The sequence below is a fragment of the Massilia sp. genome (assembly GCF_031995545.1).
Lineage (GTDB): Bacteria > Pseudomonadota > Gammaproteobacteria > Burkholderiales > Burkholderiaceae_D > Telluria.
This window is the reverse complement of the sequence record NZ_DAMAGA010000010.1, coordinates 120878-145730: the sequence shown is the minus strand read 5'-3', so window position 1 is coordinate 145730 and position 24853 is coordinate 120878. Positions and strand designations below refer to the sequence as shown.

At 66.8% G+C, this 24853-nt stretch carries 26 protein-coding genes; 17 read left to right on the top strand and 9 right to left on the bottom strand.

Annotation, left to right across the window (positions count from 1 at the left end; all coding sequences use genetic code 11):
- Nucleotides 1-52 precede the first annotated feature (52 nt).
- Nucleotides 53-976: a LysR family transcriptional regulator gene (locus RTQ83_RS10190; protein WP_312514006.1), complete on the bottom strand. Its 924-nt coding sequence runs from the start codon at nucleotides 974-976 to the stop codon at nucleotides 53-55.
- A 109-nt stretch (nucleotides 977-1085) separates the two neighbouring features.
- Here RTQ83_RS10190 and RTQ83_RS10185 point away from each other — a divergent pair, with 109 nt between their 5' ends.
- The 3 genes from RTQ83_RS10185 to RTQ83_RS10175 all read left to right on the top strand — a co-directional run bounded on the left by RTQ83_RS10185 (nucleotide 1086) and on the right by RTQ83_RS10175 (nucleotide 3903).
- Nucleotides 1086-2093, top strand: a complete 1008-nt coding sequence (locus tag RTQ83_RS10185) for a zinc-binding alcohol dehydrogenase family protein (RefSeq protein ID WP_312514028.1) — start codon at nucleotides 1086-1088, stop codon at nucleotides 2091-2093.
- Nucleotides 2094-2153: 60 nt separating this feature from the next.
- Nucleotides 2154-2807 (top strand): oxygen-insensitive NAD(P)H nitroreductase, encoded by a 654-nt coding sequence (nfsB, locus tag RTQ83_RS10180; RefSeq protein ID WP_312514004.1) that lies wholly within the window; start codon nucleotides 2154-2156, stop codon nucleotides 2805-2807.
- A 334-nt stretch (nucleotides 2808-3141) separates the two neighbouring features.
- Nucleotides 3142-3903: an SDR family NAD(P)-dependent oxidoreductase gene (locus tag RTQ83_RS10175; protein ID WP_312514002.1), complete on the top strand. Its 762-nt coding sequence runs from the start codon at nucleotides 3142-3144 to the stop codon at nucleotides 3901-3903.
- Here RTQ83_RS10175 and RTQ83_RS10170 read toward each other — a convergent pair.
- Nucleotides 3863-4387, bottom strand: a complete 525-nt coding sequence (locus tag RTQ83_RS10170; protein WP_312514000.1) for a GNAT family N-acetyltransferase — start codon at nucleotides 4385-4387, stop codon at nucleotides 3863-3865. The two genes, RTQ83_RS10175 and RTQ83_RS10170, sit on opposite strands and share 41 nt — an antisense overlap.
- A 110-nt stretch (nucleotides 4388-4497) precedes the next feature.
- Here RTQ83_RS10170 and RTQ83_RS10165 point away from each other — a divergent pair, with 110 nt between their 5' ends.
- Both RTQ83_RS10165 and RTQ83_RS10160 read left to right on the top strand, forming a co-directional pair.
- On the top strand, nucleotides 4498-4848 hold the full coding sequence (locus tag RTQ83_RS10165) for a DUF6152 family protein (protein ID WP_312513998.1): 351 nt from the start codon (nucleotides 4498-4500) through the stop codon (nucleotides 4846-4848).
- 53 nt (nucleotides 4849-4901) lie between these two features.
- On the top strand, nucleotides 4902-5324 hold the full coding sequence (locus tag RTQ83_RS10160) for a DUF6644 family protein (RefSeq protein WP_312513996.1): 423 nt from the start codon (nucleotides 4902-4904) through the stop codon (nucleotides 5322-5324).
- A gap of 18 nt (nucleotides 5325-5342) precedes the next feature.
- Here the strand turns inward: RTQ83_RS10160 and RTQ83_RS10155 are convergent, their stop codons facing one another.
- Together RTQ83_RS10155 and RTQ83_RS10150 are read right to left on the bottom strand one after the other, a co-directional pair.
- Nucleotides 5343-6494 carry a YdcF family protein gene (locus RTQ83_RS10155; RefSeq protein WP_312513994.1) on the bottom strand — a complete coding sequence of 384 codons (1152 nt, stop codon included), beginning with the start codon at nucleotides 6492-6494 and terminating at the stop codon, nucleotides 5343-5345.
- A 5-nt stretch (nucleotides 6495-6499) separates the two neighbouring features.
- Complete coding sequence (locus tag RTQ83_RS10150; RefSeq protein ID WP_312513992.1) at nucleotides 6500-9019, bottom strand: TonB-dependent receptor domain-containing protein; 2520 nt, start codon at nucleotides 9017-9019, stop codon at nucleotides 6500-6502.
- Nucleotides 9020-9136: 117 nt separating this feature from the next.
- Between RTQ83_RS10150 and RTQ83_RS10145 the strand changes: the two genes are divergently transcribed.
- From RTQ83_RS10145 to RTQ83_RS10135, 3 genes are all read left to right on the top strand, one after another.
- A complete protein-coding gene (locus RTQ83_RS10145) occupies nucleotides 9137-10258 on the top strand; it encodes an ROK family protein (protein WP_312513990.1) in 1122 nt (373 codons plus the stop codon).
- Nucleotides 10259-10304: 46 nt separating this feature from the next.
- Nucleotides 10305-11678 carry an MFS transporter gene (locus RTQ83_RS10140; protein WP_312513988.1) on the top strand — a complete coding sequence of 458 codons (1374 nt, stop codon included), beginning with the start codon at nucleotides 10305-10307 and terminating at the stop codon, nucleotides 11676-11678.
- A 72-nt stretch (nucleotides 11679-11750) separates the two neighbouring features.
- Complete coding sequence (locus tag RTQ83_RS10135; protein ID WP_312513986.1) at nucleotides 11751-12560, top strand: glutaminyl-peptide cyclotransferase; 810 nt, start codon at nucleotides 11751-11753, stop codon at nucleotides 12558-12560.
- Here RTQ83_RS10135 and RTQ83_RS10130 read toward each other — a convergent pair whose 3' ends face one another.
- The 3 genes from RTQ83_RS10130 to RTQ83_RS10120 are packed head-to-tail and all read right to left on the bottom strand — an operon-like array spanning nucleotide 12561 to nucleotide 15408.
- On the bottom strand, nucleotides 12561-13583 hold the full coding sequence (locus RTQ83_RS10130) for an NAD(P)-dependent alcohol dehydrogenase (protein ID WP_312513985.1): 1023 nt from the start codon (nucleotides 13581-13583) through the stop codon (nucleotides 12561-12563).
- A gap of 43 nt (nucleotides 13584-13626) precedes the next feature.
- The gene (locus RTQ83_RS10125) at nucleotides 13627-14106 is read right to left on the bottom strand and encodes a DUF2269 domain-containing protein (protein WP_312513983.1); all 480 of its coding nucleotides are present in this window, start codon (nucleotides 14104-14106) and stop codon (nucleotides 13627-13629) included.
- Nucleotides 14107-15408 (bottom strand): SDR family oxidoreductase, encoded by a 1302-nt coding sequence (locus RTQ83_RS10120; RefSeq protein WP_312513981.1) that lies wholly within the window; start codon nucleotides 15406-15408, stop codon nucleotides 14107-14109. It lies immediately after the preceding gene.
- 35 nt (nucleotides 15409-15443) lie between these two features.
- Between RTQ83_RS10120 and RTQ83_RS10115 the strand changes: the two genes are divergently transcribed.
- Nucleotides 15444-15917 carry a hypothetical protein gene (locus RTQ83_RS10115; protein WP_312513979.1) on the top strand — a complete coding sequence of 158 codons (474 nt, stop codon included), beginning with the start codon at nucleotides 15444-15446 and terminating at the stop codon, nucleotides 15915-15917.
- An 87-nt stretch (nucleotides 15918-16004) separates the two neighbouring features.
- On the opposite strand, the gene RTQ83_RS10110 is transcribed toward RTQ83_RS10115, so the two are convergent.
- A complete protein-coding gene (locus RTQ83_RS10110) occupies nucleotides 16005-16946 on the bottom strand; it encodes a DUF808 domain-containing protein (RefSeq protein ID WP_312513977.1) in 942 nt (313 codons plus the stop codon).
- A 210-nt stretch (nucleotides 16947-17156) separates the two neighbouring features.
- On the opposite strand from RTQ83_RS10110, the gene RTQ83_RS10105 reads away from it, so the two are divergent.
- From RTQ83_RS10105 to lipA, 7 genes are all read left to right on the top strand, one after another.
- Complete coding sequence (locus RTQ83_RS10105; RefSeq protein ID WP_312513976.1) at nucleotides 17157-17393, top strand: BrnA antitoxin family protein; 237 nt, start codon at nucleotides 17157-17159, stop codon at nucleotides 17391-17393.
- Nucleotides 17394-17482: 89 nt separating this feature from the next.
- Complete coding sequence (locus RTQ83_RS10100) at nucleotides 17483-17767, top strand: HU family DNA-binding protein (protein WP_312513974.1); 285 nt, start codon at nucleotides 17483-17485, stop codon at nucleotides 17765-17767.
- Between the two features lie 127 nt (nucleotides 17768-17894).
- A complete protein-coding gene (locus RTQ83_RS10095) occupies nucleotides 17895-18530 on the top strand; it encodes a LysE family transporter (RefSeq protein ID WP_312513972.1) in 636 nt (211 codons plus the stop codon).
- A 152-nt stretch (nucleotides 18531-18682) separates the two neighbouring features.
- Complete coding sequence (locus tag RTQ83_RS10090; RefSeq protein WP_312513971.1) at nucleotides 18683-20662, top strand: DUF6600 domain-containing protein; 1980 nt, start codon at nucleotides 18683-18685, stop codon at nucleotides 20660-20662.
- Nucleotides 20663-20721: 59 nt separating this feature from the next.
- Nucleotides 20722-20988, top strand: a complete 267-nt coding sequence (locus tag RTQ83_RS10085; protein WP_312513969.1) for a DUF493 family protein — start codon at nucleotides 20722-20724, stop codon at nucleotides 20986-20988.
- A 91-nt stretch (nucleotides 20989-21079) separates the two neighbouring features.
- The gene (gene lipB / locus RTQ83_RS10080) at nucleotides 21080-21781 is read left to right on the top strand and encodes a lipoyl(octanoyl) transferase LipB (protein WP_312513966.1); all 702 of its coding nucleotides are present in this window, start codon (nucleotides 21080-21082) and stop codon (nucleotides 21779-21781) included.
- A 23-nt stretch (nucleotides 21782-21804) separates the two neighbouring features.
- Nucleotides 21805-22797, top strand: a complete 993-nt coding sequence (lipA, locus tag RTQ83_RS10075; protein WP_312513964.1) for a lipoyl synthase — start codon at nucleotides 21805-21807, stop codon at nucleotides 22795-22797.
- Between the two features lie 494 nt (nucleotides 22798-23291).
- Here lipA and ftrA read toward each other — a convergent pair whose 3' ends face one another.
- Entirely contained in the window at nucleotides 23292-24281 is a 990-nt protein-coding gene (ftrA, locus tag RTQ83_RS10070) for a transcriptional regulator FtrA (RefSeq protein ID WP_312513962.1), read from the bottom strand.
- A gap of 94 nt (nucleotides 24282-24375) precedes the next feature.
- On the opposite strand from ftrA, the gene RTQ83_RS10065 reads away from it, so the two are divergent.
- Entirely contained in the window at nucleotides 24376-24780 is a 405-nt protein-coding gene (locus RTQ83_RS10065) for a rhodanese-like domain-containing protein (protein ID WP_312513958.1), read from the top strand.
- Nucleotides 24781-24853: the final 73 nt, after the last annotated feature.

Sequence of the window (24853 nt, the reverse complement as noted above, 5' to 3'; positions counted from 1 at the left end):
GCTCTCATGTACGGCATTCAACACAGCCGGAGCGCAACGCGTCAATGGCGTGTCATAGCCGGGACAAGCCGGCCAGCTGCTCCAGCAGCGGTGCGCAGCGCGCGCTCACCAGCGCATGCAGCAGCTTCACCGCCGGCGAGAACTGCTTGCGGTGTGGGCACACCAGGTTGAGCGGCGTGCTCTGGCCTTCAACCGCGGGCAGCAGCACTTCGAGCCGGCCGGCCAGCACGTCGCCGCACACGTCGAGCCAGGATTTGTAGGCGATGCCCTCGCCCGCCAGCGCCCAGCGCCGCACCACGTCGGCATCGTCGCTCACCAGCGGGCCGGCGATCTGCACCAGCCGCTCGCCATCCTCGGTCGGGAAGCACCAGCGGTCGTAGACCCGGCCGCGCAGGCGGTAGGCCAGACAGCGGTGCGCGGCCAGCGCGTCGAGCGATGCCGGCCGGCCGTGGCGCGCGAGGTAATCGGGCGAGGCCACCAGCACGCGCCGGTTGGCCGGCGCCACCGGCAGCGCGATGAAGCTGGCGTCGTCGATCTGGCCGTAGCGCAGCGCGATGTCGACCGGATCGCGGAACACGTCGGTCACCTGGTCCGACACCAGCAGCTGGATGTCCAGGCTCGGATGGTCATGGCGGAATTCGGCGATCCACGGCAGCAGCACGTTGCGCCCGAAGTCGGACGGCGCCGCGATCTGCAGGGTGCCGGTGAGTTCGGTGCCGGGGCCGCGCAAGCCTTCGTGGCCGGCGCGCAGCGCCTGCAGCGCTTCCTCGGCGAACGGCAGGTAGCGTTTGCCTTCTTCGGTCAGGCGCAGGCTGCGCGTGGAGCGCGCGAACAGGCGGATGTCGAGTTCGCGCTCGAGCCGCTGGATCGCGGCGCTGGCCTGGCCGGGCAGCAGGTTGACTTCGCGCGCGGCCTGCGAAAAGCTGCCCAGGGCGGCGCTGCGCACGAACAGCGCCAGGTCGTCGAGGCGGATCATTTTCTTCGCAGCCGTGAAAGTGAAACTCTGCCGTGGCGCTGTTTCGGCGCGGCGCGGGTCACTAGAATCGTCGCCAGACTCAATTCACGCATACGTTCAGGAGAAAATGATGAAAGCGATAGTGTATACGCAACACGGTTTGCCGATCGACGACCCCAAGGCGCTGGCCGAGATCGACCTGCCGATGCCGCTGGCCGGCCCGCACGACCTCTTGGTCGAAGTGCGCGCGGTGTCGGTCAATCCGGTCGACACCAAGATCCGGCGCGGCGTGGCGGTGACCGAGCCGCGCGTGCTGGGCTGGGACGCCAGCGGCATCGTGCGCGCCGTGGGCAGCGAGGTGACGCTGTTCGCGCCGGGCGACGAAGTGTTCTATGCGGGCGACCTGACCCGTCCCGGCTCGAACAGCGAGTATCAGACCGTGGACGAGCGCATCGTCGGGCGCAAGCCGGCCAGTCTCGGTTTCGCCGAGGCGGCGGCCCTGCCCCTGACCTCGATCACCGCATGGGAACTGCTGTTCGACCGCCTTCGCGTGGAAGAACATGGCGGCGCCGGTAAATCGCTGCTGGTGATCGGCGCCGGTGGCGGCGTCGGCTCGATCCTGGTGCAGCTGGCGCGCACACTGACGGGCCTCACCATCATCGGCACCGCCTCGCGCGACGTCACCCGCGACTGGGTGCGCGAGCTGGGCGCGCATCATACGGTCGACCACACGCAGCCGCTGCAGCCGCAGTTGAAGGCGCTGGGCTTCGACAACGTCGACATCGTGATCAGCCTGACCCACACCGACCAGCACTTTGCGCAGATCGTCGAGGTGCTGGCGCCGCAAGGCCAGCTGGCGCTGATCGACGACCCCGCAACGCTGGACGTGGTGCCGCTCAAGCGCAAGTCGATCTCGCTGCACTGGGAACTGATGTTCACGCGCTCGATGTACCAGACCGCCGACATGGTGGCCCAGCACCACTTGCTCAACCGCGTAGCCGGGATGATCGAGGCCGGCACGCTGAAGAGCACGCTGAGCGAGCATGCCGGCGCGCTGAACGCCGAGAACCTGCGCCGCGTGCACGCGCTGATCGAAAGCGGCCGCGCCCACGGCAAAATCGTGCTCGAGTACGAATAAGGCCGGGATCGCTTAACATCGAAGATTGCATCCGACCTCTAACAACCTGAAAGGACCAGCATGGATATTCTGTCGGCCGCCAAGAAGCGCCACACCGCCAAAGCCTACGATGCCGAGCGCCGCATCCCCGAGGAAGTGATGCAGCAGGTGTACGACCTGCTGCGCAACAGCCCGTCGTCGGTCAACTCGCAACCGTGGCACTTCATCGTCGCCAACACGCCGGAAGGCCGGGCGCGCGTCGCCAAGGCGGCGCAGGGCGGCTATGCCTACAACGCGGCCAAGATCAACGACGCCTCGCACGTGATCGTGCTGTGCTCGCGCATCGACATGGACGACGCACACCTGAACGCGCTGCTGGAACAGGAAGCGCGCGACGGCCGCTTCCGCGACGACGCTGCGCGCGCCGGCCAGGACGCGGCGCGCCGCGGTTACGTCAGGCAGCACCGCTTCGGCGGCAAGGACGTGGCGCAGTGGCTCGAGAAGCAGGTCTACCTGGCACTCGGCACCGCGATGCTGGGCGCGTCGGCGCTGGAGATCGATGCCACGCCGATGGAAGGCTTCGACCAGCAGATCCTGGATGCCGAATTCGGCCTCAATGAAAAGGGGCTGGCCAGCCTGGTGCTGCTGAGCCTTGGCTACTCGTCGCAGGCCGACTTCAACAAGGCGCTGCCGAAGTCGCGCCTGTCGCAAGAGGCGACCTTCACCTTCATCTGATCCGGCCGCCATCGACCATGATGGCGAACGAATCCAGCCACGGCGTGCAGCAATGCACGCCGTTTCCGTTCCCGGCGCCTTTGCCGGATTATTCGTTTATATCTTTTATTCTGTTTATTTCATATATTTCGTTTGTTTCTTTTGTTGTGAATTCATGCACTTTGCATGAAACTATTGATTACAACGGCCGAAAAATGCCCGCCTTGCACCCGATACATGTATTTCCAGCCACGTTCATGATGTCTTAAAACGAGGGAAATACGACCAACAAGCCATGCCCTGCCTCCGTAGACTGTTCACATCGACAAGGCACCACGAACCCAAGGAGAGCATCATGCAAATGACCGACAACACCATCCTCATCACCGGCGGCACTTCGGGCATCGGCCGTGGCCTGGCACAAGCCTTCCACAAGCTGGGCAATACCGTGATCGTCGCCGGCCGCCGCAAGGCCCTGCTCGACGACGTGGTGAAGGCCAATCCCGGCATGCACGCCGTCGAACTCGACATCGCCGACCCGGATAGCATCAAGCAGGCCGCCGCCCAGCTGATCCGCGACTTCCCGACCCTGAACGTACTGATCAACAACGCCGGCATCATGCCGTTCGACGATGCCGCCGGTGCGATCGACGAAGCCACCATGCTGTCGACCGTCACCACCAACCTGCTCGGCCCGATCCGCCTCACTTCGGCCCTGATCGAGCACCTGAAAGCCCAGCCGCGCGCCACCATCGTCAACAACACCTCGGTGCTGGCCTACACGCCGCTGGCGCAAACCGCGGTGTATTCGGCCACCAAGGCCGCCCTGCACTCGTACACGCTGTCGCAGCGCTTCATGCTGCGCGACACCTCGGTGCGGCTGCAGGAAATCGCCCCGCCATGGGTGAACACCGACCTGATCAAGAAGGGCGACGACCCGCGTGCCATGCCGCTGGACGCCTTCATCGCGCAGACCATGGCCGGCCTGGCGGGCGACAAGGAAGAAGTAGTGGTCGAATCGGCCCAGCCGATGCGCAACAACGCCGGCCCGAACGAGCACAAGTGGGTCAATGAGTTCAACGCCTATCTGGCGGCGAATCCAATTTCGACGCATTGAAACCTGAGCTGCCCCGGGTCAGCTGCTTCTCCATGAAGACCGACGCGAGGGCGATACCGCTGCGATGCGGGTGCAGCTCTTCACGTACCCGCGCGAAGCCGGCACGCTCATAGACCGGCACCGCGTTGAGCGAGGCCGACAGGAACAGGCGCGGCAGCTTGCGCCCGGCTGCCAGCGCTTCCAGCCGCGCCAGCAGCTGCAGGCCGATGCCGCGTCCCTGCCACTCCGGCGCCACGAATACCGCCTCGACTTCGCCGCTGGCGCCGTCGAGCACCGCGTAGCCGACCGGATAGCCGTCTTCTTCGGCGACGATGGCGGCGCCGGCCGCGAGCAGGCCGGGCATCGACGGCGGCGGCGGGCTGGCGCACAGTACCGCGAGCGTCTCTGCCGGATAGTGTGCGGCGCAGCCGATTTGCAGCGCGCGCGTGCGCAGCGCCCAGCAGGCATCGAGGTCGGCGGACGTGGCGCTGCGGTAGCTGGGCATGTGGCTGCTTCCTGGACAGGGTGGAGACGGTGAGCCGTGCGACGGTCCGGCGCGCGGCGCGATAAGCTGAGTATCGCATTCGTCGCCGATTTCTTCACCTGGAGCAGATCATGAAGCGCATGCTGTCCCTTTCCATCCTGGCCGCCACCCTGGTGACCACGGGCGCCCTGGCCCACCACGGCTGGAGCGAGTACGACGCCTCCAAGCCGCTGCAGCTGTCCGGCACCATCGAAGAGTCCGGTTACCAGCAACCGCACGGCTACGTGCGCCTGAAAACGGCGGACAAGACCTGGCTGGTGGTGCTGGCCCCGCCCGGACGCATGGAAAACCGCGGCCTGGCCAAGACCATGCTGGCGCCCGGCGGCAAGGCCAGCGTCTATGGCTATCCCAACCGCAGCAAGCCCGATGAGCTGCGCGCCGAGCGCATCACGGTCGGCGACAAGGTCACGGAGCTGCGCTGAGCCTGCTGCACGACGCTGCCGCGTGGGCCGTATCCACCGCAGTGGCGCAGGCCATGCGCGACGATCCGTGGTTGTACCCGGTCGTCGAGATCGTCCACATCGTCGGTTTCAGCGTGCTGGTGGGCGCGGTGGCGATGTTCGACCTGCGCCTGCTCGGCCTGGGCCGCACATTGCCGGTACGAGATCTGGCGCGCCACCTGCTGCTATGGTCGTGGCTCGCCCTGCTGCTGATCGTGCCCAGCGGCCTGCTGATGTTCTCGACCCAGCCCGAGCTGCTGGACAACCGCGTGTTCGTGCTCAAGCTGGCGCTGATCGCGGCGGCGGGCCTCAATGCCCTGGCCTTCCACGCCGGCCCGTGGCGCCGCGCGCAGCACTGGGGCGCGGCACCGCCGGCATCGGCGCGGCTGCATGCGGGCGTGTCGCTGCTGCTGTGGATCGGCGTAATCGCCTGCGGGCGCCTGCTGGCCTATGTCTGAGCGGCTGGGCACCGCCGTTCAAGGATCCAGCGGATCCCAGGGGTCGACGCGCAGCGATCGCAGCGACGGCGTGAATTCGACCTCGTAGGGCGAATGGCGCTGTCCGACAGTGCCTGGATCGTAGCCCAGCTCGGCCGGGTTGCGGGCGGCAAACTCGGGGCTCGAGATGTAGCGGCTCTGACTGGAGTTGGCGACGATCAGGGTCGGTTTGTCCAATGGCGCGCCCATTGCATGCAATCGCCTGGTGGCGTTGCGCAGGTTGGTCGTAGTGTGGCGCGCGTAGGGCTCGATCACGATGCGCTCGGCGGGAATCCCGAACCGCTCGATCAGCGTCTTGCGCATTTCGACCGCCTCGACGAACTGCGATCCCTTGGGATGCACGGCGGCGCCGCTGGTGATGATGAAGGCCACGTCCCCTTGGGCGAAGCGGCGCGCGGCCAGTTGCAGGTGCAGCTTGCTGCGCGCACTGATCGAGAGCGCCGGATTGTCGGGGCCGACGCCCGGGATGATGATCGCCGAATAGCGGTAACGTCCCCAATCGGTCTGGCGCGCCAGTGCCAACGGTGCCGCGTTGTGGGCCTGGTCGAGCGGCTCGAACAGCACCGCGTCGCGCCGTTCGTTGGCGTCGATCAGGGCGATGGCCAGGGCAATGCTGGGGTCGAGCCGTACCGCCGGATCGTTCCTGCCGGCGTCAGCCAGCCAGATCGCATCGGCCACCAGCGCCTTGAAGCCGGCGCCGTCGACCTTCTCGACCGGGCCGTCGATCATGGGATAGCGCGACTGATTGCCGAAGCCGTAGATCTGCAGCACGGCATTCAGACCGCGCAGCTCGCGCACCACCTGGGCCCGGGGACCGTCGTCGGCGAGCCCCGCCGGCTTGCCCATGGCCGACACGGCAGCGGCCACTGCATCCATCTCGGTGTCGGTCCAGGTCGATGCCAGCAGCAGGCACTTGGGGGCCAGTTCGCAGGCGTCGATGCGTTTGCGGCGCCCTTCCAGCACCGCGGCCAGTGGCCCGGGCGCGCGCTCGGACTGGAGCGCGGACACCAGCGGGAACATGCGCCCGGCCATCAGCGACCAGTGGCGGTCGGCCACCGGGGCGGCGCGCAGGGGAAGCGCCGTGGCCAGAGTCGCGGCGAACGCCGCGGCGAGCGTGACATGCTTGATCATCGCGCTCACCATGCCTTGCTGATCGAGAAGCGTGCGCTGCGCCCGAACAGCGGACGGCCGTAGATCGCCACGCTGTTGCCCTGGCCATCCAGCGCATCGGTACGGGTATTGCCTTCGGTAAGACCTTTTTCGTTGCTCAGGTTGTCGCCGCTGAGCTGGAATTGCCAGTCGCCGCGCGTCACGGTCACGCCGGCACCGACGGTGTGGAAGGAAGGCAGCTCGGTTGCGTTGAAAAAGTCGACGTAGCGCTTGCCCATGTAGGCGATGCTGCCGTAGACGTCGATGTCGTTGCCGCCGGCGCTGAAGCTGTAGCTGGGGCGGATATTGCCGAACACTTTCGGCTGGCGAATCAGCTGGTTGCCAATGATGCGCGACGGATCGGCGCCGGTGGCACTGGCGAAGTCGCGGTACTCGGGCTCTTGCAGGGTCAGCGAGCCGTTCAGCACCAGGCGGTCGGTGACATACCAGGCGCCGTCGGCCTCGGCGCCCTGCACCACGGCCTTGCCGTAGAACGGCACGGTCTGGTCGTTGCGGCCGGTGACCGGGTTGAAGGCGACGAAGGAGGCGTTGAGCGGATCGAAGTTGGTGCGGAAGGCGGTCACGTACAGGTAGGAGCGGCCCAGGGTGGCCTTGATGCCGACCTCGTACTGGTCGGCCTTGGTGGTCAGCACCAGCGGGTCGACCGAGGAGGCCACGTTCATCGTCGGCGGCACTTCCAGGTGCGATACGCGCAGGTAGCCGCCCAGGCGCGCGCTGAAATCGTAGTTGGCGCCCAGCGTCCAGTTGGTGGTGCGCGGCTTGAGGAAGTGCGCCTGGCGCGCGCCGGTGAAGCGGCGCGTGGTGTCGTCGGCCAGGGTGGTGCCGTCGCCCAGGTTGGCCTGGGCGGTCAGCAGCGCATAGCCGTCGTAGCGGTAACGCTCGGTGCGCACGCCGGCGTCCAGGCGCAGCTGGTCGTTCACGGTCCAGGTGTCGTTCAGGTACAGCGCTCCCATGCGCGCTTCGACGTCGCCCTGGTTCAGCGTCGTGGTATAGCGCAGCACGCCGTTGTCGGTAACCGAGCCGAGCACTGCGCCGGAGGCCGAATACGCCACCAGGTCGAGGGTGCGCGGCTGTCCCTTCACTTCGATCAGCATGTCGTTGTAGACCGACTTGCTGGTGGTGCCGTAGGCGCTGGCGTAAAAGCCGCCCTTCACGTCGTGGCTGCCGAGGGCGGACTCGAAGGTGCGCGTCAGGTTGACATCGGCCTGGTGCGAATAGAAGGTGGCGCCCAGCGCGCGGTACTGGCCCTGCATTACCAGGCCCGAATCCGCAGCCGGGTCGTAGGCCTGGGCCCCGTTGCTGCCGGCAACCGCATAGCCCAGGCGCGCGACCGGGCCGAAGGCGGTCCTGGCTGCGGGCAGGAAGCCGTTGGCGAAAGCAGCGGCGTCGGCCGGGTTCGAGGTCGAATAGAAGGCGTCGAAATCGAGCTTGCCGCGGGTCATGCCTGCCTTTGCCGACAGCTGCCAGGCGCCCAGGTCGCCTTCGTACTGCAGTCCCAGGTTGCCGAATTCGAGATGGCGGCCATTGGCCAGGTCGCGCGTTTCGGTCTGCAGTTGGCCTGCGCCGTCCAGGTATTGCTGCGGAACGCTGCGTAGCGCGGGCGAATTCATGGTGCCCTTGAAATAATCGATGTAGGGGTCGAGCGACACGGCAGGATTGCGCGGGTCCGACACCGGGATCGGCAGGTAGAAGGTGTTGTGGTCGTTCAGGTAGTTGGCGCTCAGTTTCCAGGTGCCGCTGTCGGTCACGCGCTTGATGTTGGCGCGGATCTGGCCGCCGCGGTCGTTGGGGAAGCCATTGTCGCGATGGCCGTCGTCCTCGCGGATGAAGCCGCCGATGGCATAGTAGGTGCGGTCGTCGAGCTTGCCCGATTGATAGGCGTCCAGGCGTTTCAGGCCAGTGGTACCGACGCTGACCCGCGCCTTGCCCATGGTTTTCTCGGAACCGGTGACGGTGGTATTGTTGACCAGGGCGGCGGCCTGGCTGGCATAGATCGGCGCCGGGCCGCCACGCACGATTTCCACGTTTCTGGTCATCAGGTCGTAGCGGTTCATGCTGTCGCCGCGGAAGAAGAAGCCGTTAATTTCGGTCATCAAGGGCAGCCCGTCCTGCTGGAACAAGGCGTAGCCGTCATCGGTAGGAATGCCGCGCACGCGCGTCACGTTCTGTACTTCGCCGCCGGTGGCCTCGACCTGGATGCCTGGCATCTTGCCCAGCAGGTCGGCCATGTTCAGGGGGGCCAGTTTCAGGATGTCGCCTTGCGACAGCGAGTTGACCGCGTACGACACGTCGAAGCGGCGCTGCGGCCGCGCCGAACCGGTGACCACCACCACCTGCGAATCGGTGACGGCTGCGGCGTCCTGGCCTGCAGCCGACGCGGTCGCTGCAGTGGTTGCGCCGGCTTCCTGGGCGTTGGCGCAGGCGCCGGACATGGCGAGGGCGCCGAGCGCGCACTGCAGTGCCAGGGTCATTCTTGTCTTGATCATGAGCTAGTCCTGAAGGATGAAAGTGAACCCGCTCAGCTTATTGGGCCTTTTTGACCGTATTATTTATTACTCGTAAAATAAATATAAAAGCTCCGATCCCATCGAAAGGTCCGCACCTTGAAAGCCGCACGCCTGCATCTGCTGTCAGAAGAAAAGCGCCTGTTGTGGCATTTGCGTGCCAAGGGACCGCTGCCGCGCACCGAACTGGCGCTGTCGCTTCAGGTAAGCAACTCGGCACTGACCAAGCTGTCGCATAACCTGATCAGCCTGGGCCTGGTCGAAGAGCGGCCGGCAACCGACATGCCGACGCGTGGCCGCCCCACCATCCCGCTGGGCATTTCGGCGCAAGGCGGCTTCGCGGCCGGCGCGACGGTGCACAAGGGTGTGCTGGAAATCGCCCTGGTCGATTTCTCGGGCGAGATCATCGCACTTGCCAAGGAACAGATCGGGACACCCGGCCCGGCCGAATTCGCCGCGATCGTGCAGGGCCACCTGGACACGCTCAGCGTGCGCCACCGCCTGCTGGGCCAGCGCTTCTTCGGCATCGGTGTCGGCCTGCCGGGGGCGCCGCGCACGCGCAAGGGCGATGCCTGGCATACGGTGAAAGAACTGCCTGGGTGGAATAACGTCGCGCTGGGCCCGATACTGGGCGACGCGCTCGCGACCACGGTCCTGCTCGAAAACGATGCCAACTCGGCGGCGCTGGCCGAGTACTACCTGAGCAGCGCCGGGCGCACCGCGTCCACGGTCGTGGTGATCCTGCTCGGCTATGGCATCGGCGCCGGCGTGATCGAGGATGGGCGCCTGGTCAAGGGCGGATTCGGTGGTGCCGGCGAAATCGGGCTGCTGTATCCAGGCCACCTGCCGCGTCCGAGCACGCTCGACCTGCTGTCGGTGCTGGCGGACGCCGGCTGCCGTATCGAATCGGTGGCCCGCTTCGACGAACTGACGGCCGGTTTCGAAACAGTGGTCGAGGGTTGGCTCGACCGCGCCGCCGGCCAGCTGGAGGTGCTGGTCAACAGCGCGATCGCCTGGTTCGATCCGGAAGACATCGTGTTTTCCAGTCCCTTGCCGGCCTCGGTGGTGGCGCGCCTGGCCGAACGTCTGAACGCCATGTCCTTGTGCTGGCCGGCCGAGCGGCCCGGACGAATCCGCATCTCGGCGCTGGGCGGAAGCGCCATCGCGCTGGGGGCCGCGCTGCTGCCGATCCATGCGGCGACGACGCTGGTGGCGGGCTAGCCGCGGCTGACATCAAGCTGTCATCGGTGGCGGCTATCCTGGCGGGATGCCAGACTACCGCGCATGTGCTGCCCAGCTCGACGAAGACCGTTACGTGGTCGGCTATGCATCGGGTAACTTCGGTAAGGCGATCTTCCTCGGAAGCATCGACCTTACCCTGCTATTTTTGCTGACCGACATCGTCGGCATGCCCGCGCGCGACGTCAGCCTGCTGATGCTGATCGTGTTCCTGGGCGACCTGGCGTTCGACATCGGCGCCGGCATGCTGGCCGCGCATGCCGACCGGCGCGGCATCGGCTACCCGCGCCTGATCGCCCTGTGCGTGCTGCCGTGCGCTCTGGCCTTCGGCGCGCTGTACATGCTGCCGCTGCTGCAGGCGGCCGATTTCGCCCTTGTCGCGGCCTTGTTGCTGGTACTGCGCGCCAGCTACGCCCTGATCGACGTGCCGCACAACAGCCTGCTGGCGCGGGTAACGCAGGACAGCCACGCGCGCGGCCGCGCTTCCGGCTACCGCACCCTGTTCAGCGCCGCCGCCAGCATCGTCGTCGCCACCGTCGTCGCGCCATCGGTGAATGCCTCGGCAGCGCATGCGGCCCCGCTGCGCATGGCGTGGCTGGGCGCCGGCGCCGGCCTGCTGTTTTGCACCACTCTCCTGATCGCTGCATGGTCGGCGCAGGGTGCCGGCCGGGTGCATGGTCCAGCCCCGCGCCAGGCCACGGCCATCGGCTGGCGACCGAAGCCCGACCGGTTGTTCGGCGCATTTGCCGTGGTGGCCATGGTGACCGGTTTCGCACTGCCGATGTTCGCCAAAACCCTGCTCTACCTGTGCACCTATGTGCTGCACGATGCCGGCTTCGCCGGTCGGGTGCTGCTGATGCTCGCCCTGAGCGGCATCGCCGGCGCCATCTTGTGGATCGCTCTGGTGCGGCGCCATGACAAGACCACCCTGTTGGCGCTGAGCCATGGCGTGGCCGCCATCGGCATCGTGCTGTTTGCCTGTGCCGGCGAGCAGCGCACGCTGCTGCTGGCATGCGCGGCGGTCGCCGGTGTCGGCCTGGCCGGCGTGGCCATGCTGCCCTGGGGGATCCTGGCCGATATCGTCGATTTCTCCGAGTTCCGCTACCGCGAGCGCCGTGAAACCGTGGCCTTCGCCCTCACCCTGGTGCTGCTCAAGGCCGGCGGCGCGGCAGGACTGGCGACGATCGGCTGGGTCCTCGGGCAGCTGGGCTATTTGCCGGGCGCGGTCCAGCCGCCGGCGGTGGTGCTGGGACTCAAGGCGCTGGCATTCGGCGTGCCAGTGCTGGGCGCGGCACTGGCAATCGTGATTCTGCTACGCCTGGATATCGGACACGCGCTGCATGCGCGGGTGCGCCGGGTCAACGGCATGCGGCGCATGGCCTCTGCAAGCCACACTGCCTGAGCCGTCACCTGCGTTGCGCGTGGCGGCCGCGCAGCGGTCGCGCGGCGGTGCGGCTGCGCGGCGCCGGCCTTCGTGCTACAGTCTCTTGCCACTTTTCATCCGACCGAGATGCTCAAACAGTTCACCACCTTCGCCGTCACACTCGCGATCGCCGGCAGCGCCCAGGCCGCGCTCCCGGTATACGGTTTCATCGTCAAGAACACCTATCCACACGACCCGAAGGCCTTCACCCAGGGCCTGTTCTACCGCGACGGCCACCTGTACGAAAGCACCGGCCAGTACGGCCAATCGACGATCCGCAAGGTGGAACTCAAGACCGGCAAGGTGCTGCAGAAGGCCGATCTGCCGGCCGACGTGTTCGGCGAAGGCTCGACGCCGGTGGGCAATAACCTGGTCGGCCTGACCTGGACCTCGCAGGTCGGCTACGTGTTCGATCTCAAGACCTTCAAGCTCAAGCAGAGCTTCAAGTACGAGGGCGAAGGCTGGGGCCTGGCGGGCGATACGAAAAATCTATACATGAGCGACGGCAGCTCCTTCATCCGCATCCTCGATCCGAAGACGATGAAGGAACTGCGCCGGGTGCAGGTGACGGCCGAAGGCCGCCCGGTGGACCGCCTGAACGAGCTGGAAATGGTCGATGGCGAACTGTATTCGAACATCTGGGGCAGCGAGCTGATCGCCCGTATCGATCCCGACAGCGGCAAGGTGCTGGGGGTGATCGACCTGACCGGCCTGCTGCCGCCGGATCAGCGCGGCACGCGTGAGGTCGATGCCGTCCTGAACGGCATCGCCTGGGACAGCAAGGGCAAGCGCCTGTTCGTCACCGGCAAGCTGTGGCCCAAGCTGTTCGAGATCGAACTGGTGCCGAAGCTGCGGCGCTGATCACCTCGCCGTGACGTCGATCACGACCTTGCCGAAGTGTGCGCCCGACGCCATGTAACGGTACGCTTCCTGCGCCTGCCCGAACGGGAACACACGGTCGATCGCTGGCTTGACCCCGGCCACGTCGGCGAAGCGCATCACGTCTTCCAGCATGCTGCGGCTGCCGACATAGATGCCGACCATGCGCTTGGCACTCGACAGCAGCGTGGCCGGATTGACCTCGCCGCCGAAGCCGCTGACGCCGCCGATGATGGCGACCGTGCCGCCCATCGCCGCCGACGCCACCGAGCGGTTCACCGTTCCTTTGCCGCCCACTTCCAGCACCACGCTGGCGCCCAGATTGCCGGTCAGGTGCAGCACTTCATCCTGCCATTCGGGAATAGTCGCGTAGTTGATCGTGTGGTGCGCACCCAGTTCGCGCGCCCGTGCCAGTTTCTCGTCGCTGGACGAGGTGACGATGGTGCGCAGCCCGGCCGCGCGTGCCAGCTGCAGGCCCAGGATCGACACGCCGCCGGTACCCAGCAGCAGCACGGTGTCGCCCGGCTTCACGTTGTTGCTCGACACGAAGATCGCATTCCACGCCGTCACCGCCGCGCACGGCATGGTGGCCGCCTCGACAAACGACAGCGACGGTGGCACGATCGCCAGCGCGTCCTCGTGCAGGATGACTTCTTCGGCCAGCATGCCGTCGATGTCGCCGCCCAGGCCATGCCGCACCTTGTCCGGCGTGGGCGCGCCGTCGATCCAGTGCGGGAAGAACGAGCCGGCCACGCGGTCGCCGACCTGTACCCGGCTCACGCCCGGCCCCACGGCCAGCACTTCGCCGGCGCCGTCCGAGCACGGGATGATCGGGTCGTCCACCGTCACCAGGTAGTTGCCGCTGGCGACCATCAGGTCGCGGTAGTTGAGCGAGACGGCGTGCACGCGGATGCGCACTTCGCCCAGGCCGAGCGCGCGCTCGGGATACTCGATGCATTGCAAACCGTCGATGTTTGCGCCGGGAAGGATTTGATAGGCCCGCATGCGGTGTTCCTTTCAACAGAATGTGGATGGATGCCGGGTGGCCCTACATCGGCTTGGCCACCATCAGCCAGAAGATCACGATGAAGGCGGCGAATGCCGGCACCCCTAGCGCGACCCAGATCTTGAAATAGCGCCAGTACTGCGGCGCCAATGGCGCGTCAGTGCGCACCGCCTGCGCCGCCAGGTCGCGCATGCGGATCTGCAGCCACACCACCGGCAGCCAGCAGGCGCCGGCCAGGATGTAGATCGCGATCGACCACATGATCCAGGGGCTGTGCAGCGGATAGCCGGCCAGGTGGATCATGTAGAAGCCGGTGGCGGGCTGCAGCACGGCGGTGGTGGCGGTGAACAGCCAGTCGGCGGTGACGACGTTCCGGGTCACCACGGCGATGGCGCGCACGTCGCGGCTGATGCTGGCGAACAGCATGTACCAGGCCGAACCAATGCCGGTGCCGAACAGCAGCGTCGACGACACGATGTGCAGCCATTTCACCACCACGTAATCGACGACAGGGTCAGCCATCTATTTTTCCTCGAGTTGATACAGCAGCCAGATCGCCGCCAGCATCGGCAGGTTCTTGGTCAGCGGTCCGTACGGATGCAACAGAAATTCAGGCAGCTTGAACGCTATCACGAGCGTATAAAACCCGATCAGGCCCAATTGTGCGAGCCACAGCCAGCGCCGCCGCGCCAGGAACAGGATGGCCAGGCCGAACAGCAGGTCGAGCGTCGCCGCGCCGTACAGCATCAGCGGCTGTAGCTCGGCCGGGATGCCGGTGCGGCCCAGCAGCTCGTAGCTGTCCTCGACCGGGTACAGGCCGAACGAGACCAGCGCGGTCAGGAGCCAGACCAGGGCGATGCTGCCGCGCAGGACCGGCAGCAACCAGCCGAGCTTGGCGCTGGCGCGTTCGCTGAGCGGGTCCTGGATGAAATGGTCCACCGGCCTCGGCAAGTGGCCGATCAGCTGCGCGGTAGGGCCGACGTCAGCCGTGTTGTCGCGCTCGAGCATGCGCAGCGTGTCGCGGTTCAGGAGCGAACCGGGCAGCAGGCCGCCGATGCCGGCCGCCAGCCGCGCCAACGGTCCCGGCAGCGGCAATACGCGCTGGCGCCCCAGGCCCATGGCGGCGCGCAGCTTGCCCAGGTAGTCGGTGAACGGCATTGCCTGAGGACCGACCAGCGGCACGCGCAGGCAGGTGCCGTTGAGGTTGCCGCTACCGGGATGCATCGGCAGCCGGTGCCGCAGCAGGCCGACGATCGCCGCCACCACGTCGTCGACGTGGATCGGCTGCACCAGCTGCGGCGCGGTGCCGAAGCGCACTGTGAGCGGCATGCTGGCCAGGGTGCGGAAGGCGCGTGCGCTGGCGCCGTCGCGGCCGTACACCAGCGACGGCTGGACGATGTAGGAACGCAGCGGCAGCGCGGCCAGGTAGTCGTCGGCGGCGCGCTTGGACAGGTGGTACGGCGTTTGCGCGTCGCGGTCGGCGCCCAGTGCGGACACCTGGATCACCTTTTGCACGTCGTGCGATTCGGCGCAGGCGGCGAACAGGGCGCGCGGCGCTTCTACGTGCAGACGAGCAAAATCCTGGCGTCCTTTTTCCTTGAAGATACCGACCGCATTGATGACGGCGTCGATGTGGTTAAGGCGCGCCAGCCACGTGGATTTGTCGGTATCGTTGGCGAAGTCTGCATGGATGTAGCTCAGGCGTGGATCGCTGCTGCTGCCGGGTTTCCTGACCGCGCACACGACGTGGTGGCCTTCGGCCAGCAGTGCCTGCAACAGGTGTTGTCCGATGAAACCGCTGGCGCCTGTCAGCAAGATCCGCATCCGTGCTTCCTTCACAACATGTAAAAGAGGATTGTATGGAAAATTCGGCATTACAGCGCGCACTCATCTCCGGCGCCGCGTCCAGCATCGTCTCGACGGCGGCGCTGGCGCTCACCGGCAAGAAGGAAACCGGCAGCGCGTTCGGGCCGACCAATGCCGTCAGCCACTATGTGCACGGTAAGAAGGCAAGCCGCCGCCAGGGTTTTTCGCTGCGCTACACGATTCCCGGCTATCTGATCCACCACGCCAGCGCCACGTTCTGGGGTTTCATTTTCGAGAACACGCTGGGACGCGTGCTGGACAAGAAGAGTCCGGTGACCACGCTGGTGGCGGCCACGGCGACTTCGGCCATGGCGGCATTCACCGACTATCAGCTGACGCCCAAGCGGCTGCAGCCGGGGTATGAGCGCAAGCTGTCGAAGAAGTCGCTGACGGTGGTGTATGGGGGCGTGGCGCTCGGGCTGGCGCTGGGAGCGCTGCTGGCGCGCAAGGATCAGCCGCCGAAGTGAGTTTTGCTGGCTGCCATGTGCATCGGCCCGTCATTCCTGCGGCAGGAATGACGGGCCGAATTCAAGCAGACATGGCGCCGACGCGTTTCAGTGTGCGGCGCCCTTCTTGCCGCGCATCTTCTGCACCAGCATCACCACCGCCAGCACCGCCGCCCCCACCAGCACGCCGACCACCGCATCGACCAGCGTTGGCGCGATCGCCGCCAGCACGCCGCCGATCGCCGGCACGCCCGCCACCGATGCCGCCACGCTTTCCGACACGTGATGCACCGCCGGAATCGCGTGCGCGATGATGCCGCCGCCGACCATGAACATGGCCGCGGTGCCGACCACCGCCAGGATCTTCATCAGGCGCGGCGCCGCCGCCAGCAGGCCGCGGCCGATGGCGCGCGCCAGGCCGTTGGCCTTCTGGCTCAGGTACAGGCCGACGTCGTCCATCTTGACGATGCCGCCCACCAGGCCGTACACGCCGACCGTCATCAGGATCGCCACCGCCACCAGCGTCGCCGCCTGCTCGATGAACGGTTCGCCGTTCATGGTGCCGATCGAGATCACGATGATCTCGGCCGACAGGATGAAGTCGGTGCGCACCGCGCCCTTGATCTTTTCCTGCTCCAGCGCGCACACGTCGACCGCCGGATTGGCCACTGCCGCCCGGTGCTCGGCCTTGTGCGCCGCCTCTTCCTGCTCGCTGTGCAGGTATTTGTGGGCCAGCTTTTCAAAGCCCTCGTAGCACAGGAAGGCGCCGCCGATCATCAGCAGCGGCTGGATCAGCCACGGCACGAAGGCCGAGATCGCCAGCGCCGCCGGCACCAGGATCGCCTTGTTCTTCATCGAGCCCTTGGCCACCGCCCACACCACCGGCAGTTCGCGATCGGCTTTCACGCCTGACACCTGCTGCGCATTCAGTGCCAGGTCGTCGCCCAGCACGCCCGCCGTCTTCTTGGCGGCGACCTTGCTCATCGCCGCCACGTCGTCGAGGATGGTCGCGATATCGTCCAACAAGGTAAATAAACTTGCTCCAGCCATGAATTACTCCGTGATGTCAGTTTCGCATCATCTTAACCGAGGCCCATTCCGCCAGCCACACGGTTCAGCGCGGCTGTATGCGTTTCATCCCCGGAAATCTGCAGCTTGTCGCTTTTGCCGCCAGGCTTGGCAGAGGCATACGTATAGTGGACGCTAGAAGGTTGCGGTACTGCAGCCTCGTCCCAGCGAAGTCGCCCTGAAGGAGAAGCCATGAACATCGATCCTACCCCGGTTGCAACCATCGTCCCTGCCGCTGTTGCAGCGCATCCTGTACGCCGCACCCGCGCACCGAAGCGCAAGACCCGCATCACGATCTATCTCGACGACGAAGTGCTGGACGAATTCCGTTCGCTGTCCGAGCGCTGCGGCACCGGCTACCAGACCCTGATCAACGCCGCCTTGCGCAAGCGTCTCGGTGCCCCGGTGCTCGAAACCGGCGTCGTATAAGGCTTCCTTTCAAATTTCCCTCTGGGAGCGAGATTACACTTAGCAATATTTATGCTAATCTTCCCGCTCTTTTAACCCCGGAGGGATTTATGAAAAAAGGCGAACTGATCGCAGAATTCGCGAAGCGCACCGAGATGTCCGGCGCTGCCGCTGGCGACGCCGTGAACACCATCATCGACATCATCACCGAGCGCCTGAAAAAGGGCGACACGGTGGGTATCACCGGTTTCGGCACCTTCTCGATCACCAAACGCGCCGCGCGCAAGGGCCGCAACCCGGCCACCGGCGAAGTGATCAAGATCGCTGCGTCGAAGTCGCCACGCTTCTCGGCTGGCGCGACCCTGAAGGCCGCTGTCAATCCGAAGAAGAAGTAAGCAGCCCGCACTACCAGCTGACGCGTCATCCGACAGCAGCTGGCACCGGCCGCGCGCCGCGTCCTCCGGGGCGCGCGCCGGCCGCTTTCTCTCCCCGCCCTACCGTTTCCATCCCTGATTTCCTGCCATGAGCTTCGCTACCTGGATCGCCTTCGTCATCGCCGGCTCGCTGATCGCCATCTCTCCTGGTTCCGGCGCGGTGCTGTCGATGTCGCATGGCCTGGCCTACGGCCTCAAAAAGGCCAGCGGCACCGTGCTCGGCCTGCAGCTGGGCCTGATCGTGGTGCTGATCATCGCCGGCGCCGGCGTCGGCTCGCTCCTGCTGGCCTCGAGCACCGCGTTCACCGTGGTCAAAGTGATCGGCGCGCTGTACCTGATCTGGCTCGGCATTGCCCAGTGGCGCGCGGCGCCGGTCGGCCCGCAAGCCTCGACCGCCGGCCTGGAAGCGCATCCGTCGTTCGGCAAGCGCGTGCTGACCGGCTTTCTGACGAATACCACCAATCCCAAGGGCATCATCTTCATGGTGGCGGTGCTGCCGCAATTCATCTCGAAAGACGCGGCGCTGCTGCCGCAGCTGGCGATCCTGGGCGTGACCATGGTGGCGATCGATTCGACCGTGATGCACGGCTACGCCGCGCTGGCGGCCTCGATGCAGCGCTACCTGCGCGACCCGCGCGCGATGCGCCTGCAGAACCGCTTCTTCGGCGCGGTGCTGATCGTGATCGGTTCGATGCTATTCTTCGTCAAGCGCCAGGCCGCCTGACCCGAGGGCAGACGCGTGTGTTTCCGTCTGCCGCCAGTTGCAACTTTCTGTAACCCGCGTTGTCCGCTGGACAGCTCGTGCGTTGTAATGGAAACGACCGCTCCTGCGCATCCATCTCGGCCGCGCCCGGTCGTCCTTCTGCGGAGTCCGCCATGAACCACCGTTTCGCCAAGACCGCCACCGCGCTCGCGCTGGCGGCGCTTTCCACGTTCGCGCAGTCGCAATCGACATTGTCGACGGAAGACGTCGACGGGATGGCATTGCAGACCGGCGACGCCGCTTCGCAAGAGGCGGAAGCGCCGGGCCGGGTCGGCCGGGTCTCGCTGGTCGAGGGCAAGGTCACCATCAGCGGCGACGTCGGCGACGCCAGCAGCGACGCCCTGCTCAACTGGCCGGTCACCACCCGCAACCTGATCACCACCGCCCCCGGCGCGCGCGCCGAGCTGCGGATCGGCTCGACCGCAGTCAGGCTGGACGCCGACAGCTCGCTCGAAATCACCGAGCTGGACGACGACAGCATGCGCCTGCGCCTGCACTACGGCAGCGCCAGCGTGCGCGTCGCCAACGCGGAGGTGGCGTCCGAATTCGAGCTGCACACGATGCAGGCGCGGGTCACCCTGCAGGGCCCGGGTCGGCTGCGGGTGGATGCGGAAAAGGTCGCCGACACCAGCCTGGTGAGCGTGTTCGACGGCGCCGCCACGGTCGATGGCGCCGGCGCCAGTCTGACGGTGCGCGCCGGCCGCAGCGCCGAGGTACGCGACGAGGACGTGCGCACCCTGCAGGCGCAGCGCGACGCCTTCGACGACTGGTCGCTCAGCCGCGACAGTGTCGGCGACAACTCGCGCACGGCGCGCTACGTCACCACCGAAATGACCGGCTACGAAGACCTGGACCGCCACGGCAGCTGGAGCGAGGACGCCGAATACGGCAGCCTGTGGACGCCGACCGTGGTGGCCGGCTGGACGCCCTACCGCGACGGCCAGTGGACCTGGATCGCGCCCTGGGGCTGGACCTGGGTCGACAACGCGCCGTGGGGCTACGCGCCGTTCCACTACGGGCGCTGGGTGCAGGTCAACCGGCGCTGGGCCTGGGCCCCGGGCCGCCATGTGCGGCGTCCGGTATGGGCGCCGGCGCTGGTGGGCTGGGTCGGCGGCAGCAACTGGAACGTCGGCTTCCAGGGCCACGGCGTGCATCGTCCGCTGCCGGCCACCGGCTGGTATCCGCTCGGTCCGCGCGACCGCTTCGTGCCGGGCTACCGGCTGTCGCAGGAGCGCCTGCAGCGCATCAACGCCTGGCGCAACGACAAGGGGCACGACGAAGGCCGCGACCGCGACCGCGACGGCCGTCCCGACTTCCGGCGCGCCGGCCTGACCGTGGTGCCGAACGGGCACTTCGGCGGTCGTGCCCCGGTCGTGGTGTCGAACCTGCCGCGCGCGAACGGTAACGCGCTCACCGCGCCGGGGGCGCCGGGCGTGGCCCCGCCGCCGCCGCAGGGCTGGCGCGACCGCAACACGCGCAACCGGGTCGAGATCCTGCGTCCGGGCAGCGACAGCACGGCCGTGCGCGGGCGCGACGCCTGGGAACGCGACCGCGACCGCATCGACCGCAACCGCCCCGACCGCGGCCGTGAAAACTTCGATCCGGACCGCTTCAACCGCGAACGGGCGCAGCGCGACCGTTTCAACGACGAGCGCAACGAACGCTTCGAACGCGGCCAGCGCGAACGCCAGCCGCAGCTGTCGACCGAGAACCCGGTATCGACGTTCCAGCCGGGCCGCATCACCCCTGGCGTGCAGCCCGGCCTGATCGGGACCGCGCCGCAGGCTGGCTGGCAGCGGCCGGAGCGCGACGCTCAGCGCGAACAGTGGCGTGACCGCGGCGGCGACCGGGGCATGCGTCCCGAGCGCGGCGAGCGCAACGACTATCGTCCGCGTCCGCAAGCGCAGGCGGCGATGCCGGCGCCCACGCTGCAGGCCGCGCCACCCGCTCCCGCGCCGGATCGCTCGCCGCCGCCGGTGCGCCAGTTCACGCCGGCGCCGAACGTCGGCGCCGCGCCGTCGCGTGGACCGGGCCGCCCGGACTCGCCGCGGTCGATGCGCGGCGGGCGCAGCGATATGCAGGACTCCCGGTAGACGGCGCCGGCATTGGCTACAATGCGCATTTACACCAGCATTTACACAGGATCTCAGCCATGGACCCGAAAGAATCCCTCATCGAATACCCGAGCGACTTCCCGATCAAGGTGATGGGCGCGACCCACATCGATTTCGCTCCCACCATCATCGCGCTGGTGACCCAGCTCGATCCGACTTTCCATGAAGGCAAGCTGGAAACCCGTCCTTCGACCAAGGGCAACTACACCGGCCTGACCGTCACCATCCGCGCCACCAGCCGCGAGATGCTGGACGAGGTGTACCGCACGCTGTCGACCCATCCGATGGTCAAGATGGTGCTGTAAGGACAGTTAGCCGCCCCCGCGTGCCGGGACCGGCTGACTGTCTTATAATGACGGGGTCCAACCTGCGGGCACGGAGCCCCGTCCTTCATTCATGTCCCTGAACCGCCCTGCCACGCCGCTCATCCGCGATCTCGGCCGCGCCGACTACGAACCCACCTTCGCCGCCATGCGCGCCTTCACCGACGCGCGCACGCCCGAGACGCGCGACGAACTGTGGATCGTCGAGCATCCGCCGGTGTTCACGCTCGGCCTGGGCGCCGACGCCGGCCACGTGCTGGCGCCGCACGACGTGCCGGTGATCCAGACCGACCGCGGCGGCGAGGTGACCTACCACGGTCCCGGCCAGGTGGTGATCTACCTCTTGATGGACCTGCGCCGCAACAAACCGGGCGGCAAGCTGTATGCGCGCCAGTTTGTGGAAAAAATCGAACAGGCGGTCATCGACGTGCTACGGGCGTATAATCTCGCGGGTGAGCGGATCGCCGGCGCGCCCGGCATCTATATCGCGGACGGTGCGCGCAAGGGCGCCAAGATCGCCGCGCTCGGCCTCAAGGTGCGCGGCAACGGCTGCACCTACCATGGCGTGTCGCTGAACGTGGCCATGGACCTGGCCCCGTTCACCTGGATCAATCCGTGCGGCTACTCGGGACTGGCGACGGTCGACATGCGCACGATGGGCATCGAACCGCCGCTGGCGGACGTGCAGGGGGCGCTGGCCCATGCACTCATCGAGCAGCTGACTGCCGCCGTCGAGCGCGACCCGGCCCCGCAGGAACCGAACAACTCCAACTGAAAGCCCGTCAGGGCACGAGCCAAATGACTTCCGAAATCGATACCGGCATCGCCTCCGCAGCTGCATACAACGCATCCGACAAGCAGAAGGGCGCCAGCAAGACCTCGCGCATCCCGATCAAGATCGTGCCGATCGCCGATGCCGAACGCCTCAAGAAGCCGGACTGGATCCGCGTCAAGGCCGCCACCGCCTCGTCGCGCTTCTACGAGATCAAGGAAATCCTGCGCGCCAACAACCTGGTCACCGTGTGCGAGGAAGCCAGCTGCCCGAACATCGGCGAATGCTTCGGCAAGGGCACCGCGACCTTCATGATCATGGGCGACAAGTGCACCCGCCGCTGCCCGTTCTGCGACGTCGGCCACGGCCGTCCGGATCCGCTGGACGTGAACGAGCCGGGCAACCTGGCCAAGACCATCGCCGACTTGCGCCTGTCGTACGTCGTGATCACTTCGGTCGACCGCGACGACCTGCGTGACGGCGGCGCCGGTCACTTCGTCGAGTGCATCACCAAGACCCGCGCTTTGTCGCCGAACACCAAGATCGAAGTGCTGGTGCCGGACTTCCGCGGCCGCCTGGAAAAAGCCCTGAACATCTTCGCCGACGGCTTGCCGGACGTGATGAACCACAACCTGGAAACCGTGCCGCGCCTGTACAAGGAAGCGCGTCCGGGCGCCGACTACCAGCACTCGCTGACCCTGCTGCGCGACTTCAAGCTCAAGTACCCGAGCGCGGTCACCAAGTCGGGCCTGATGGTGGGCCTGGGCGAGACCGACGAAGAGATCCTGGAAGTGATGCGCGACATGCGCGCGCACGACATCGACATGCTGACCATCGGCCAGTACCTGGCGCCGACCAATTCGCACCTGCCGGTGCGCCGCTACGTGCACCCAGACGTCTTCAAGATGTTCGAAGAGAAAGCCTATGAAATGGGCTTCGTGCACGCCGCCGTGGGCGCGATGGTGCGTTCGTCGTACCACGCCGACCAGCAGGCGCACAACGCGGGCGTCGCCGCCTGATTGTCGCAACGCTGTTGATTGCCGCCCGCTGACCGCGGGCCATGACAGGCGCCTTCGGGCGTCTGTTTGTTTTTCTAACTACGTTCCGGTCGCTTCCGCGCACACTTTTGTCGGCTATTTCTGCGCCAGCTTTGCGCTGCGCCATGAAGTGCGCGCTTTCATCCTCCTAAGCTCGAACGGTGCCTTGTTCGGCATCATCGCGCGAAGAGCATTCGAACCGGCACGCCAATCGACGAGGAGGAGACCATGCATACGACAATGGGGCAACATCGCGGGCAACATCGGTCCATCACGCCCTGGCGGCGGCGCGGCTGCACGCTGGCGGTGCTGGGTGGGCTGGCGGGATGCGGCGGCGGCGATGCTTCATCGCTGATCGGGGCCGCGGTGGTGACCTCCAGCACGACGCAGGCGGTGCCGGCAGAAGCCACAGGGCAGGCCGGCACGCCGGCTGCTGCACCTGCTACCGCTGCAGCTACCACCGCGGCAAGTGTTGCTCAGACTGTCGTTGCATCCGGGCCGGCATCCGATACCGCCACCGCCGGACCCAACCGCCGGTAGCGTCCCGGCGGCGGCAGGCCGTGGCTGCGGAAATGGCGCCGCAGGGATGCGCTCGAACCCAGTCCGGCCAGGTCGGCGACGGTGTCGATCGCCAGTGCCGGCCGCGTCTCGAGGATGCGCGCCGCCAGCGTCACGCGTTCGCGCACCAGCCATGCGGCCGGCGTGAGTCCAGTGCCGTCGCGAAAGCGGCGCTGGAAGGTGCGCGTGCCCATGCCGGCGCGCGCCGCCATCGATTGCACGCTGTGTTCGGCGCGCAGGTTTTCACGCACCCAGTCCATCAACCGCGCGACCGCATTCTGTTCGAGCGAGGGCAGGGGACGCGCCACCAGCTGCGCCTGGTCGCCGTCGCGGTGGGCCGGAATCACCAATCGCTGCGCCACGCGGCTCGCCACGTCGAGGCCGAAGTCGCTGCGCACCAGGTGCAGCAGCATGTCGAGGCCGGCGGCCGAGCCGGCCGAGGTGATGAGGTTGCCGTCCTGCGCATACAGCACGCCTTGCTGCACGCGGACCGCCGGGAACGCCGCCGCCAGCCGCTCCAGGTAGCGCCAGTGCGTGGTGGCCTTTTTGCCGTCGAGCAGGCCGGCATGCGCAAGCACGAAGGCGCCCGAGCAGATCGCGCCGATGCGCGCGCCGCGTGCCCGGGCCCTGCGTAGCGCATCGAGCAGGGCCGGCGGCGGCGGTTCATCGACGTCGCGCCAGCCGGGGATGATTACCGTGTCGGCGGTGTCGATCGCTTCCAGTCCGTGTTGCGCCTGCACCGACAGGCCGCCCATCGCGCGCAGCGGACCCGGCTCGGCGGCGCACACCGCGTGCGAATACCAGGTCACGCCAAGCTCCGGCCGTTCGAGCGCGAACAGCTCGACGGCGCAGCCGAATTCGAAGGTGCACAGGCCGTCATAGGCCAGGATGGCGACGTGGTGAGGCATGGCGCGATGTTACCAGTTTCTGTCACGCAAACCCCTGCCGGCGGGACGGCTCAGCCGTCACACTGGGGCTTCATTCAACTCGGGAGCAGACAGCATGGCATCGATCGTTTCGGCAGTACCCGCAGCGTCCAGCGACAGCGCGCTCGCACATTTCCGTTCGGCCTTCGCATACGAAACCGATTGTGCCGACGTGCACGCGGCCATCGCGTCGGGGCAACAGGATTTCGTCCTGTTCGACGTGCGCAGTCTTGACGCCTATGCGCAGGGCCACGTGCCGGGCGCGCTCCATATGCCGTATAGAAAAATGGTCGACATCAAGCTGCGCGATTTTCCGGCAGACACCCTGTTCGTCGTGTATTGCGCCGGCCCGCACTGCAATGGCGCGCATCGTGGCGCCGAACGCCTGGCCGGCCTGGGGCGGCCAGTCAAGCTGATGATCGGCGGCGTGACGGGCTGGCGCGACGAAGGGTTTGCGCTGGCTGTGGGCGACGCACCATGAGGCCTGGTCGCGGATGAGCGGGCACGGTAGGCGCAGCGTGGGCAAATCGGTTTTCTGTTCCGCGATATAGTGG